Genomic DNA, 13,816 nt, shown 5'->3' on the forward strand with positions numbered 1-13,816 from the left:
ACAAGGACATTGCATCATGGTCACTGCCAGGAAAGTCCGCATACCGCCGCCGCGCGCCGATGGCTTCATCCGCTTCGGCAAGCGGAAAGCCAAGCGCGATGCGCGCAACCTGATGTTTGCCTCTTTGCTGCGCGCCGCACCGAAGGTGCCAGCGGAATACGACTTCGACGTGGAGCACAAGGGCGTGCCGACGCCGATGTTCGGCAACGACACCTACGGCGACTGCGTGATGGCGGGCCGCGCGCACCAGACGCTGCGCTTTGAACTGGTGGAGCGGAAGAAACTGCTCAAGATCACCGACCAGGACGTGCTCACCGAATACTTCAGCGAAACCGGTGGCGCCGATACCGGGCTGGTGGTGCTCGATTCCATCAAGGAGTGGCGAAGCAAGGGCTGGGTGGCGGCGAAGAAGCGTTACAAGATCAAGGCCTTCGCCGAAGTCGACCCCACGCGCTCGTCGGACATCAAGCGCGCCGTGTACATGGATCTTGGCGTGGGGCTTGGGTTCCTGCTGCCCGATGCGGCGATCAAGCAATTCACGGCGGGCAAGCCCTGGACCGTGGTGAGCGGCGCGTCGGGCAAGGCCAATCCAAAGAACGGCCACTACGTCTACGTGCCGGGATACACCAAGACCGGGCCGGTGTGCGTCACCTGGGGCCGCAAGCAGCAGATGAGCTGGCAATTCCTCGCCAAGTATTGCGACGAGGCATACACCCTGATCGACGCGGCCGATAACACCGCCAAGAAGAAACGCATGCTCAACGCGGCGAAGCTGCAGGACTTCCTGGATCGGCTGAAGCAGGCGAAGAAGCAATCCACCGCCGCGCCACGCAAGCGCGCCACCACCAAGCGCAGCACGACCAAGCGTGGGAGCCGTCGTGGCTGAGCATCCCGCCAGCTTGCGCGTGACGCCGGCGTTACGTCCGAGTCCGGGCGGGACGTCGCTGCGCGAGGCCTTCCACATTGCCGGCGCCAGCGGCGCAAGCGATGACAAACATTTCGCCACAGCCGAATGCAACGACGCCTGCGGCGATACCGGCAATGCCGAGGCCTGGGTACGGCTGACGCGTTGCGTGGCGGAGATATGACCATGATGTCGAACACCAGCACACGTCAGCCATCGATCGCCCATCGTTCATGGAGCGCTGCGCCGAGTTGGCGGCTGCAACGCAAATGCGCTTGCGGCGCGCACGCGGGCGGCGGTGAATGCGCCGAATGCGCAAGCAAGCGTGTGCAACGCCAGGCGGCCACCCATTCGGCGGCCATGCCTTCGACGGCGTCGGTGGACGCGGTGGTGGCTTCGTCGGGACACCCGTTGCCTGGCGCAACGCGACAGACGATGGAGGCGGGCTTCGGCCACGACTTCAGCCAGGTGCGCGTCCATGACGATGCAGTCGCCGCGCATTCGGCAGCGGCACTCGATGCGGCAGCCTATACGGTGGGTTCGCATGTGGTATTCGCCGGCGGCCAATACGCGCCGAACACGTCATCGGGCAGTCACTTGCTGGCGCACGAGTTGGCGCACGTCGTGCAACAACGCAGCGGATCGGCAGGTTCCGGCGGGGGCGAAGACGCGCACCTCGAACACGAGGCCGACCAGGCTGCATCGCGCCTCCATGCCGGGGAACACGTTGGTGTCGCGTCGCAAGGTCCTCGCGGCGTGATGCGCCAGCAGGCCGGCAGGGGCACGAACCCGCCGGCGCCGAGGCCACGCGCTCCCAACGCCACCGAACAAAGGGTGATCGAAAAGGCGCGAGCCGCCGCGGCCGTGCGCATTCAACAGGCGCATTTCAAGACGGCAGGCCTTGGCCCCAGTCCACCGGACCGGCGCGACGATCTGGCTGCGCTCGAACGCAAGCAGCAGGCCACACAACTGGCGACGCGCATGTTCGACTGGGATCCACCCAATATGGATCAGGTCGACGAGATCGTCGGCAAGATGATCAGCGTGCTCGCGCCGGGCGCGGACATCAAAGTGGCGGGTGCGGGCGATCCGGATTGCGGCACCCGCTCGGGCTATGTCGCGGGTCATCGCGTGCCCATCGTGCTGTGTCCTCACTTCTTCACCGAGGGCGCCGAGGAGCAGGTGCGCACGATGATGCATGAGTCCGCTCATGTCGTGGGCATCGGCAAGGCAGACCCCGGCGAAAGTTACTGTGTGGTGTTCGATTGCCAGCATGGTTGCGGCGGTTTCGATTCCGCCGATTCCTGGGCGCAGTACGTGCATTGCCTCAGCGGCGCGAAAGCCGACAAGCCAACCGCTGTCACGGGAAGGCCGCCTCCGGCGAGCGGCGGTACAGGCGGGGGCGGCAGGCCATGAGCGCTTTCCCCGGTACGCCACGCATCCTCAAGGGCGGGCTCGTGCTGATCGATCCCGACAGCTCGGCCGTGCTGCGCGTGATTGCGCTGCAGTACAACCCGGACACGCTCACGCGTTCGCTGCAGGTCCAGGGCGTGAGTGCGGATGGAGGCGACCGTTCGGAAGTGCTGCGCCTGAAAGGGCCGCCGGTGGAAACGATCAAGCTCGAGGCGGAGATCGACGCGACCGATCAACTGGAGTTTCCCGACCAGAACGCGGTGACGACGCAGTCGGGCATCTTCGCCCAGCTCGCCGCGCTGGAAACCCTTATCTATCCCACCACGGCGCAGTTGAACGCGAACGATGCTCTGGCCCAGATGGGCACGCTGGAAATCATTCCGATGGAAACGCCGCTGGCGCTGTTCGTGTGGAGCCAGACGCGCATCGTGCCGGTGCGCGTGACCGAGCTGAGCATCACCGAGGAAGCGTTCGACATCGAACTCAATCCGATTCGCGCCAAGGTGAGTCTCGGCTTGCGCGTGCTGTCGGTGAACGATGTGCCGACCGGCCACAAGGCCGCCAGCCTGTTCATGGGCTATCTGCAACGCAAGGAACAACTGGCCGGCACCGCGCCGGCAATGCCGCTGTCCGCGTTGGGCATGACAGGAGTGCCGTGATGACTGCGATCTTTCCTCCCACCAGTCGTTATGCGTTGACGCCCACGGGCACCTTCGTTCGTGCGGATGGCACGCCGGTCACGTATCTCAAGCGTCGCTTCGTGCCCGCGCCGGAAAACTTCGCACTGCTGCAATGGCATCGCGTGGTGCAGGGCGAACGGCTCGATCGCATCGCAGCGCAGTATCTCGGCGATCCCGAACAGTTCTGGCGTCTGTGCGATGCCAATCGCGCGCTGCGGCCCGACGAACTCACCGAAACGGTGGGACGTCGCCTTGCCATCACCTTGCCCGAAGGCATTCCGGGGGTGCCGCATGCTTAAGGGCGTGCACCTGACCTTGCTGGTCGGACCCGTGGTGCCGGTGCCGGTTCCGCAGGTGGTGCTCGATGCGCTTACCCAGGTGGAAGTGGTGGAGCCGGACGAAACGGCCGGTGCATTCACCCTGCAGTTCACGCTGAGCGTGCAATCGCCGCTGCATACCTTGTTCCTCTTGAGCGGCGGCAGCGTGGTGCCGTTGTTGCGTGTGATCGTGATCGCCACGGTGAACGGCACGCCGCAAGTCCTGATTGACGGCGTCGTCACCAAGACCGACATCTCACCCGGCGCCGACCAGCGTCACACCAGCCTGCAGGTGACCGGCGACGATCTCACCACGGTGATGCAGAAGCTGGAATTTTCCGGCTTGCCGGGCCTGCCGTATCCGGCCATGCCGGCCGAAGCCATCGTCGCGCTGCTGCTGGCCAAGTACGCGTTTCTCGGCGTGGTGCCGTTGGTGATACCGAGCATAGCCGTCGACGTGCCCATTCCCACCGAGCGCATTCCCTCGCAACAAGGCAGCGACCTGGAATACATCCGCCTGCTGGCCGAGCGCGTGGGTTACGTGTTCTACCTGGAACCGGGGCCGGCGCCGGGCATGAGCACGGCCTATTGGGGGCCGAAGATCAAGGTGGGCGTGCCGCAGCCGGCGCTCAACGCGGACATGGATGCAGGCAGCAATGTCGACAACCTCAGCTTCAGCTACAACGGCAATGCACGCAGCCTGCCGGTGGTCTACATACAGAACCAGCAGACCAAGGTGCCGCTGCCGATACCGATACCCGATATCGGTCCGCTCAATCCACCGTTGGGTTTGATCGATCCGCCGCCGCAGAAATTTCGTCCGCTACCGGAAACGGCGAAGTACTCGCCCACGCGCGCGATGTTGCTGGGCATGGCCGAGGCGGCCAAGTCCGCCGACACCGTCACCGGCCGAGGCAGTCTCGATGTCACGCGCTACGGTCGCGTGCTGCGGCCGCGGCAACTGGTGGGCGTGCGCGGCGTGGGCCCGGCGTTCGATGGCCTGCACTACGTGAGCGAAGTGCGCCACAGCATTCGTCGCGGCGAATACAAGCAGAGCTTCACGCTGTCGCGCAAAGGTTTGCTGTCCACCTTGCCCTTGGTGCCGCCATGACGCGCTACTACGGCAAATACCGCGGCACCGTGGTGCAGAACGTGGACCCTGAGCAATTGGGACGGATCCAGGCGATGGTGCCGGATGTATCAGGCATGTTGCCCAGCAGCTGGGCGATGCCGTGCGTGCCGATCGCGGGCAAGCTCAGCGGTACCTACGTGGTGCCGCAGGTGGGCGCGGGCGTGTGGATCGAGTTCGAACAAGGCGATCCGGATTATCCGATCTGGACGGGCGGCTACTGGGGCGTGGCCGCCGAAGTGCCCACGCTGGCATTGGCGGGAAATCCCGCGAGCCCCAGCATCGTGCTCGCATCGATCCTGCAGAACACGCTCACCATCAGCGACGTGCCCGGGCCCACCGGCGGCATCATGCTCAAGAGCACCACCGGCGCGATGATCGTGGTGAACGACATCGGTATCACCATCTCCAACGGCAAGGGCGCCACCATCGTGCTGGCCGGGCCCACCGTCACCATCAACAACGGCGCGCTGGTGGTGACCTGATGCCTGGCTTCCTCATCCATGTCGGCGCCACCGTACTTTGCTCGCACGCGGGGCAGGCCCAGGCGAGCGTGCCCAATCCACGCGTGACGGTGAGTGGGCAACCGACCGTGACGATGCCGGGAACGTGGCTGATCGCCGGCTGCGTGTTGCCGCCACCCATTGCTGCCAACGGACCGTGCGTCACCGCGCAATTCGTGAGCGCCGCCACGCGCGTCACCTCCAACGGACAACCGCTGCTGTGTTTCGACAGCCAGGCCATCTGCGCACCCACCGGCACGCCGCTGCTGATCGTCGCCAGCCAGATGCGCGTCACCGCCATGTGAGGATGCCATGGACCCCGTGATCAACATCGACTTTCCCTTCGGCTTCGACCAGCGCGGCCGCACGGCCTCGACCGACGATGACGACCATGTGCGCGACATGATCGAGCAGCTGCTGTTCACCAGTCCCGGCGAGCGCGTGAATCGCCCGGACTTCGGCAGCGGCCTGTTGCAGATGGTGTTCGGCCCGAACAGTCCGGAGATTGCCGCGGCCCTGCAGTTCACCGTGCAAGCGGCGCTGCAGCGTTACCTGGGCGACGTGATCCGCGTCGACGACCTGCAGGTGACCAGCAACGACGCGACCTTGCAGGTGGCGTTGAGTTACACCGTGCTGGCCACCGGTGAAGCACGCACCGAGACCTTGTCGCGGAGCGCGTCATGAGCGCCGCCGGCCCGCGTGTAACAGGCCTGATCGGCTGCACGCTGCCGCCCGCCTGCAGCGAACCGAAGCGGCGCGAACAGTTGCGCCTTTCCGGTGCGCTCAACGGCATCGATTACGTGGAAGTGGGCGATGATGGCGTCACGCTGTGCGTGCACCTGTTCGGCGACATTCCCAGCGATGTGGCCGTGGCCAACGTACGCATCAGCGGCGGCGACCGCATCACCGGCCTGCGCGTCATCAGCGTGCATGAGGAACACGAACCCGATCTGCACGACGACACCTGCCTGCGCGTGGTGCTCGATCGCGAAGGCGATCACACGCCGTATTGCCTGTGCCTGGTGGACGCTGCTTCCGGCAACGATCCGAACAGCTGGATGGCCTATCCTGGTTTCGATCCACGCTACGCCTGCGCCACGCTGCGCTTCCGCCTGGATTGCGCGAAGGATGCCGACTGCGCCACGGCGAGCCACTGCGTGGAGGCGCCGCCAGCGCCGCCCGAGATCAATTATCTGGCCAAGGATTACGCCAGCTTCCGCCAGCTGTTCTTCGACCGCATCGCCATCGACATGCCGGCATGGCGGGAACGCCACGTGCCGGACATCGGCGTCGCGCTGGTCGAGGCGATGGCCTATACCGCCGATCACCTCAGCTATTACCAGGACGCCGTGGCGACGGAAGCGTACCTGGCAACCGCGCGGCGACGCATCTCGGTGCGCCGGCATGCACGCCTGGTCGATTACCGCATGCACGAAGGCTGCAACGCGCGTGCCTTGGTGACCTTGTCGTTGCCTGCGGGCGAAGTGACCTTCGCGTTCGACCAGCTCCTGCTGCTGGTGCCGCCCGCGGGTCAGACCGACGTACACGCTGGCGCCATCAGCCCTGCGCAATTGGAGAAGGCGCGTGCGCAGGGTGCGCTGATCTACGCACCGATGCCGCTGGATGGCGCCACCGCGATCACGGTGGTCGCCGCGCAGAGCACCATCCGCCTCTACACCTGGGGCGATGCGATGTGCTGCCTTCCGCGTGGGAGCACGCAGGCCGTGCTGGTCGATGCGCCGCTCGCGGTACCGAACGAACCACCTGCGTCGCAGCCGTCTGTCACCGATGGCGGCAAGGCAACGGCAGCGGGCAAGAACGCGCCCGTGCAGGCGGCGGCTGTCGCGACGCCGCCGCAGCGCGCGTTGCGGCTCAAGCCGGGCGATCTGCTGATCTTCGAGGAAGTGCGCGGGCCTTCCACCGGCAATCCGGCCGACGCCAATCCCGCGCATCGGCATGCAGTGCGCCTCACGGCGGTGGAAGAGCAGGTCGATCCGCTCAACCAGCAACGGCTGTTGCAGGTGAGCTGGGATGCCTGCGACGCCTTGCCGTTCGACCTGTGCCTGTCCACCCGCATGCCGTCGCCCGACTGCTCGTGGGTGAGCGATGTGAGCGTGGCGCGCGGCAACGTGCTGCTGGTCGATCACGGCGACTACGCACCAGGGCAATGCCGCTGCGATGCACTCTGCGCACCGCCTGACGCCATCGACAACGACGACTATCCCGGACTGGGCAGCGCCCTGGCCGAAGTGCCCGATGCCTGCACGCGCTGCGGTGCGCTCAGGGAAGATTGTTGGCTGGTGCCCGGCAGCACGCACTACACCTGCTGCCGTTGCGAGGGCGCGGTGCAGGATGTGTTGCGCATCGCCGACGACACCGGCCACGTGCTGCCCGGATCGCTGCTGACCTGGGCCGAACCATTGCCGGGGGAAGCGAACGCGCCGGTATGCCGGCTGCTGTTGCGCGATCCTCGCCAGGCGCTGCCGCAATTGGACGTCCATGGCGGCGACCTGGCCGACGTGCTGGTGAGCGATCCCGTCGACGCGCAATGGCGCTGGGATGCACGCCAGGATCTGCTCGAAAGCGGACCCGACGATCGACACTTCGTGGTCGAGGTCGATGACGATGCCGCCGCGCATCTTCGCTTCGGCGATGGCGTACTGGGACGCCGGCCGCAGGCAGGCGATTTCTTCCGCGCGCGACAGCGCCTTGGCAATGGCACGGTGGGCAACGTCGGTCGCGACAGCATCGTGTGGCTGGCCTGGTCCGGTGGCGAAGTGCCGCCCGGGCTGGTACCGAGGAATCCGCTGCCGGCCACGGGTGGCACGGCGGCCGAGAGCATGGCCGAGGTGAAGTTGTTTGCGCCGGGCGCATTCCGCGCCAGGCCGCTGCGCGCCATCATCGCCGAGGACTACGCCGCGTTCGCGCGGCAGAACACGCAACTGCAAGGCGCCGCCTGCGCACTGGCCTGGAACGGCAGCTGGTACGAAGCCGACGTGGTGGTCGATCCGCTCGGTCGCGAAACCCTGCTGCCGTCGCTCGCGCGCACCCTCGCGGCAGGCTTGCATCCGTATCGGCGCATCGGTCACGACGTGGCAGTGCGCAGTGCGCACTACGTGCCCTTGCTTATCGAGCTGCATGTCTGCGTGTTGCCCGATTTCCTGCAGGCGCACGTGCGTGCGCAACTGGTGGATCGCTTCCGCGCCGGATTGCGCAGCGACGGCATGCCCGGCTTCTTCCATCCGGATCGTTTGCAGCTTGGCCAGGCCGTCTACGCCAGCGCGTTGATGGCCGAGGCGCAGGCCATCACCGGCGTGGCGCACGTCGACGTGCTCACGCTCGCGCGGATGGAGGCAGGCAAGCCGGGCGACGTGCCGGCGGACGGCGTGCTGTGGCTTGCCGCCGCGGAGATCGCGCAGGTCGACAACGATCCGGATCATCCCGATCGCGGAAGCATCGCGTTCACGCTGGGAGGTGGGCGATGAGTTGCTGCAGTGCTTGTGGCCAGCACGCCTGCGCCTGTGGCTGCGGCGCAGGTGCGCGCACGCCGTGTTCCGAATACAACCGGCCCGGTCTTTCCAGCCTGTGCTATCGCGTGGGCACGTATGCGGACTTCCAGTCCACCATGCAGATGGACCTGAGCGACGCAGCCCTGCCGGCGCTGGCGCAGTTGCGCACGCGCGAGCGCGACGATGCATCGATGGCCTTGCTCGATGCGTGGGCCATCGGCGCGGACGTGCTGAGCTTCTACCAGGAACGCATCGCCAACGAAGGCTATCTGCGCACCGCGACCGAACGCTGCTCGGTGCTGCAACTCGGCCGACTGCTGGACTATCGCCTGCGTCCCGGCGTGTCGGCCAGCGTGTATCTGGCCTATACCATCGACGACAACGCCGGACCGGTCACCATTCCCTGTGGCGCCAAGGCGCAATCGGTGCCCGCCCCGGGCGAGCAGATGCAGACCTTCGAAACGGCGGAGGCGCTGGACGCGCGACACGAATGGAACGCCTTGCAGCCGCGCCTGTCGCTGCCGCAGGACATCACCATCGACAACATCGCCGGCCTGTCCGAATTGTGGATCGCCGGCAACGGCAGCAACCTCAGGCCGGGCGACCGCGTGTTGTTCCTGTTCGGCGACCTGGTGAATGGCACGCAGGCACTGCGTACCGTCGCTTCCATCGAGGCCCAACCCGGCGAGCCGCGTGCACGCGTGGTGCTGCAACCGCTGGCGGCGCTCAGCGTCAACATTCTTGCCGCCACCAACGTGGCCATCAATGCGCTGGCTGCGCAGGGTGGCGGGAACAACGTGGCGTTGTGGCTCATCACACTCATCGGCCTGCGCAAGTACCTGCTGTTCGGCGGCGATCACGCCGACAACACCCATGACTTGCTGAGTCTCGCCTTCACGATCGTGGATATGCCGGCGACCGACCCGGCGCCCATCCCGGCCTATCGCGCCGCGCTCGATCAGGCCTTCGGTTCAAATTCCGGTGGCAGCACGCCACCGCCGATTCGCTTCACCACCTTGTTCGAAGCCTTGACGCTGGCGCCTACGGTGCAACCGGCCAGCAGGTTTTCACTGGCGCGCAACGTGGCGACGGCGCTGGGCGTGGCCAGCGATGCGCGTCCGCAGCTGCTGTTGAATTTCGAATCGCGACTGGCCAATACGTTCTATCGCTCCTGGACCAGCGTGCCGCACGGGCAACCGTCGCCAGCGCTCAGTGGTGTGTTCGCCATGCATCTGGCGGCACCCATGTTCGGCTACAACGCCGCGGTCCCGATGGTGATGATGATCAACCCGGATCCTCTTACCGTGGGCAAGATTCCACTGGTTTCCGCGCCGGGCAAGGACTGGCCCGCCGGTCCCGACGAGAAGGCCGGTGTCGTGCAACTGGACAACGCCTACGACGGCATCACGCCCGAAGGCTACGTGGTGATCCAGCCCAAGCAGCTCAGCGACGGCTATCCGCGGGTGGCGCAGGTGAAGAGCGTGTCGGTGCATCCGCGCTCGGCCTATGGCATCAGCGGCAAGACCACCGAGATTGCTCTTGCGCCCCTGGGCAAGCAATCCGCCTGGGATATCCATGGCCGCGCGAACATCGACCTGCTACGCGGCACCCAGGTGTTCGCGCAAAGCGAAGCCTTGACGCTGGCCGACCAGATCATCGTGGATGAGGTCGGCAACATCGCGTCACCGCTGGTTCCCACGGATGGAGCCACGCGGCTAACACTCGACCAGGCCATCGATGGATTGAAACCCGGGCGCTGGGTGATCGTGTCCGGCACACGCGCCGACGTGCCCGGCGACGAGGCGGTGACGTCGGCTGAACTGGTGATGGTATCCGCGGTGGAGCAGGGCGTGGACGCGCAGCGTTCCGGCGACACCGTGCACAGCACCCTGGTTTTCGCCAACGAAGGCCTCGCTTACAGCTACGTGCGCAGCAGCGTGAAGATTTACGCCAACGTGGTGCGGGCCACCCACGGCGAAACCCGCAACGAAGTGCTGGGCAACGCCAACGGCGCCACGGCGCTGCCCTCGTTCGCGCTCAAGCAGATGCCGTTGACCTATGTGTCGGCATCCACCGTGGATGGCGTGCAGAGCACGCTCAATGTCAGCGTGAACGGCATGCTGTGGCACGAAGTGCGCAACCTCAGTTTCGCCGGACCGCAGGATCGCAGTTTCGTCACGGCCACGGACGATGGCGGCAAGACCCGCATCACCTTCGGCGACGGCGTGCATGGGGCGCGGCTGCCCACGGGCGTGGAAAACCTCACGGCGGTCTATCGCAACGGCATCGGTACCCCGGGCAATGTCGATGCCGGGCAGATCAGTCTGGCCACCACCAAGCCGCTGGGCGTGAAGCAGGTGATCAACCCGCTGCGCGCTTCCGGCGGCGCCGATGCGGAGACACGCGACCAGGCGCGGCGCAACGTGCCGCTGGCTGTGCTGGCGCTCGATCGCCTGGTTTCGGTGAGCGACTACGCGGATTTCTCGCGAACGTTCGGCGGTGTGGGCAAGGCGGTGGCCATGAAGTCCGGCGCGCAGGTGTGGGTGACCATTGCCGGCGCGGCCGATGCACCGTTGGATCGCAGCTCCGATCTCTATCGCAATCTTCTGAGTGCATTGAGGCAGTACGGCGATCCCGCGTTGCCGGTGACGCTGGACGTGCGCGTACTGGTGGCGCTTACCTTGAGCGCGAAAGTGGGCTTGCAGCCCGACTATCTGTGGACATCCATCGAGCCGCAGGTACGCGCCGCCTTGCTCGCAACGTTCGGCTTCGAGCAACGCGGGCTGGCGCAGGACGTGTACCTGAGCGAGATCGTCGCCTGCATCCAGGCCGTGCGTGGCGTGGCATGGGTCGACGTGGATGCGTTCGGCAGCCTCGACGAGGCGGCCTTGCTGAGCGGCTTCGGCGCCGACGGCAAGGGTGACGATGGCGAGGTCGGAAACAACGGCGATGGCTCGATCCTGCGCGTGGCGACGTTCGCATCGAATGCCGTGCCCGACCGCGTGCGCGCCAAACCCGCACGTCGTGACGGCAGCGGCAACATCCTGCCGGCCCAGCTCGCGTACTTCCTGCCCGACGTTCCCGACACGCTGCTCTTGCAGGAGGCCACGCCATGACGGCCAGCGAAGATCGCCTGTACGACCTGATGCCGATGCTTTATCGCATGCGCGATGCGGAGCAGGGTTATCCGCTGCGCGATTTCCTGCGCGTGCTGTCGCGCCAGGCCAACGTGATGGAGCAGGACATCACGCGCCTGTACGACAACTGGTTCATCGAAACCTGCGACGACTGGGTGGTGCCGTACATCGGCGATCTGCTCGGCTACAGCCTGCTGCCCGAAGCGGCCACGCTGGGCGAGCAGGCCGATGCTGCCGCGCTCGGTCGCGTGCTGGCGCCGCGTGCCGACGTGGCCAACACCATCGATGCGCGCCGTCGCAAAGGCACGCTGTCCCTGCTGGAAGATCTCGCGCGCGATGCCGCCGGCTGGCCCGCTCGTGCGGTCGAGTTTCATCGACTGCTGGGCTGGACGCAGCATCTCGATCACCAGCATCCTCATCGCGGCGGTACCACCGACGTGCGCCGGCCGGGGCGGATGCAACGCATCGCCTGGGCGAACGGCGCGTTCGATGCGCTGGCTCATGCGGTGGATGTGCGGCGCATGGGCAGCAAGCATCGGCGCGGTCGCTTCGGCATTCCGGATGTCGCCGTGTTCGCCTGCCGCCTGCGCAGTTATCCGGTGAGCACCACGCCGGCATATTGCCTGGAGGAACGCGGCCCGCATTGTTTCACCTTCAGCGTGCTGGGCAACGACACGCCGCTGTTCCAGCGTCCGGTGAGCGAGGCTTCGCCCACGCACATCGCCAATGAGATCAACCTGCCGGTGCCGCTGCGGCGCTATCGCTTCGCGCAGCGCGGTGCGAGGGCCGACTACGCCAGCGCATCGCCGGAACTGTATGGCGAAGGCAAGAGCGTGCTGATCTACGCGCCGGACTGGCCGGCGAAAGGACAGGGACTGCCGGTGCCTATCGAACTGCTGATGCCCGCCGATCTTTCCGACTGGCACTACCAGGTGCCGCGTGGCCGCGTGGCAGTGGACCCGGAGCGCGGGCGCATGATGTTCCCCGCGAATCAGCGACCCAAGCATGGCGTGTGGGTGTCCTATCAATACGGTTTCGCCGCGGACCTGGGCGGCGGCGAGTACCCGCGACTCACGCCTGAACTGCAAGACGCCACGCGCTACATCGTGCACGCCGCGCTGCCCGACCATGATCCGACGAAGGCCGCACTCCCTGCGGGACATTACGCCAGCATCGCCGACGCACTGGCGGCGTGGACGGCCGCCAAGACGGCGACACCATCGCTTCGCGCGTTGATCATCGAGCTGGCCGAGAGCGGCATCTATGAAGGCAGCATCGATCTCCAGCTGGCGGCAGGCGAAGCAATCCAGTTGCGCGCGGCCGAGCGCACGCGCCCGGTGCTGCGCCTGCTCGATGTACGCGCCAGCCAGCCCGATGCATTGAGCGTTGGCGGTGGTGCGGGCAGCCGACTGGTGCTCGACGGCTTGCTCATCGTGGGGCGCGGCGTGGAAGTGCACGGGCCCACCGATGACGACAACGCCGCATCGGCGCAGCAGGATGTGTGCGAGGTGGTGATCCGCCATTGCACCCTGGTGCCGGGTTGGTCGCTGCATTGCGATTGCGGACCGAAGCGTCCCAGCGAGCCGAGCATCACGCTGGATGGCACGAGCGCGGCGTTGCAGGTGGAGCGCAGCATCGTCGGCGCCATCTCGGTGATCAGCCCGGCACGCCGCGGCGATCCGCCGTCCTTGCGCCTGTGCGACAGCATCGTGGATGCCACGGACGTGGAGCGCGTGGCGATCGGCGCGCCGGATGAAGCGGTGGCCTATGTGGCGGCGAGCATCAGCCGCTGCACCGTGATCGGCCAGGTACAGCTGCACAGCGTGAGCTTGGCCGAAGACAGCATCTTCGCCGGCCCGGTACGCGCATTGCGCCGGCAGGAGGGATGCGTGCGCTTCTGCTACATCGCGCCGGGCTCACGCACGCCGCAACGTTTTCACTGTCAGCCCGACCTCGCGATGTCGGCCGAGCCCGCGGCGCAGCGCACACAGGAGCAGTGGCGCGTGACGCCGCTGTTCCGAAGCCTGCGCTATGGCACGCCGGACTATGCGCGACTGGCCGATGCCTGCTGCGAGGAAATCCGCAAGGGCGCCTCCGACGAATCGGCCATGGGCGTCTACCACCACCTGTACGAGCCGCAGCGCGAGGCGAACCTTGCGTTGCGGCTGGAAGAGTACGTGCCCGCCGATACCGACGCCGGCATTCTCTACGCGAGTTAGGAGAT

General features: G+C 66.4%; 12 protein-coding genes. All 12 read left to right on the plus strand.

Annotation, left to right across the window (positions count from 1 at the left end):
- The first annotated feature begins 16 nt into the window (after window positions 1-16).
- From ABIC75_RS18250 to ABIC75_RS18305, 12 genes are read left to right on the plus strand one after another with little or no spacing between them, the layout of a single operon-like run.
- Window positions 17-886, plus strand: coding sequence for a hypothetical protein (locus tag ABIC75_RS18250; RefSeq protein ID WP_354015326.1), 870 nt, complete (start codon window positions 17-19; stop codon window positions 884-886).
- Window positions 879-1,088: a hypothetical protein gene (locus tag ABIC75_RS18255; RefSeq protein WP_354015327.1), complete on the plus strand. Its 210-nt coding sequence runs from the start codon at window positions 879-881 to the stop codon at window positions 1,086-1,088. The genes ABIC75_RS18250 and ABIC75_RS18255 overlap by 8 nt, the downstream gene beginning before the upstream one ends.
- A gap of 2 nt (window positions 1,089-1,090) precedes the next feature.
- A complete protein-coding gene (locus tag ABIC75_RS18260) occupies window positions 1,091-2,320 on the plus strand; it encodes a DUF4157 domain-containing protein (protein WP_354015328.1) in 1,230 nt (409 codons plus the stop codon).
- Entirely contained in the window at window positions 2,317-2,976 is a 660-nt protein-coding gene (locus ABIC75_RS18265) for a hypothetical protein (protein WP_354015329.1), read from the plus strand. The genes ABIC75_RS18260 and ABIC75_RS18265 overlap by 4 nt, the downstream gene beginning before the upstream one ends.
- The gene (locus tag ABIC75_RS18270) at window positions 2,976-3,296 is read left to right on the plus strand and encodes a LysM peptidoglycan-binding domain-containing protein (protein WP_354015330.1); all 321 of its coding nucleotides are present in this window, start codon (window positions 2,976-2,978) and stop codon (window positions 3,294-3,296) included. The genes ABIC75_RS18265 and ABIC75_RS18270 overlap by 1 nt, the downstream gene beginning before the upstream one ends.
- Entirely contained in the window at window positions 3,289-4,425 is a 1,137-nt protein-coding gene (locus ABIC75_RS18275; RefSeq protein ID WP_354015331.1) for a hypothetical protein, read from the plus strand. The genes ABIC75_RS18270 and ABIC75_RS18275 overlap by 8 nt, the downstream gene beginning before the upstream one ends.
- Window positions 4,422-4,928, plus strand: a complete 507-nt coding sequence (locus ABIC75_RS18280; RefSeq protein ID WP_354015332.1) for a phage baseplate assembly protein V — start codon at window positions 4,422-4,424, stop codon at window positions 4,926-4,928. The genes ABIC75_RS18275 and ABIC75_RS18280 overlap by 4 nt, the downstream gene beginning before the upstream one ends.
- A complete protein-coding gene (locus tag ABIC75_RS18285; RefSeq protein ID WP_354015333.1) occupies window positions 4,928-5,251 on the plus strand; it encodes a hypothetical protein in 324 nt (107 codons plus the stop codon). The genes ABIC75_RS18280 and ABIC75_RS18285 overlap by 1 nt, the downstream gene beginning before the upstream one ends.
- 7 nt (window positions 5,252-5,258) lie before the next feature.
- Complete coding sequence (locus tag ABIC75_RS18290) at window positions 5,259-5,630, plus strand: GPW/gp25 family protein (protein ID WP_354015334.1); 372 nt, start codon at window positions 5,259-5,261, stop codon at window positions 5,628-5,630.
- Window positions 5,627-8,431 carry a putative baseplate assembly protein gene (locus tag ABIC75_RS18295; RefSeq protein ID WP_354015335.1) on the plus strand — a complete coding sequence of 935 codons (2,805 nt, stop codon included), beginning with the start codon at window positions 5,627-5,629 and terminating at the stop codon, window positions 8,429-8,431. The genes ABIC75_RS18290 and ABIC75_RS18295 overlap by 4 nt, the downstream gene beginning before the upstream one ends.
- Window positions 8,428-11,571 (plus strand): putative baseplate assembly protein, encoded by a 3,144-nt coding sequence (locus tag ABIC75_RS18300; protein WP_354015336.1) that lies wholly within the window; start codon window positions 8,428-8,430, stop codon window positions 11,569-11,571. Before ABIC75_RS18295 ends, ABIC75_RS18300 begins: the two co-directional genes overlap by 4 nt.
- Window positions 11,568-13,811 (plus strand): hypothetical protein, encoded by a 2,244-nt coding sequence (locus tag ABIC75_RS18305; protein ID WP_354015337.1) that lies wholly within the window; start codon window positions 11,568-11,570, stop codon window positions 13,809-13,811. Before ABIC75_RS18300 ends, ABIC75_RS18305 begins: the two co-directional genes overlap by 4 nt.
- Window positions 13,812-13,816: the final 5 nt, after the last annotated feature.

It is taken from the genome of Dyella japonica (assembly GCF_040545895.1).
Taxonomy (GTDB): Bacteria; Pseudomonadota; Gammaproteobacteria; order Xanthomonadales; family Rhodanobacteraceae; genus Dyella; species Dyella japonica_D.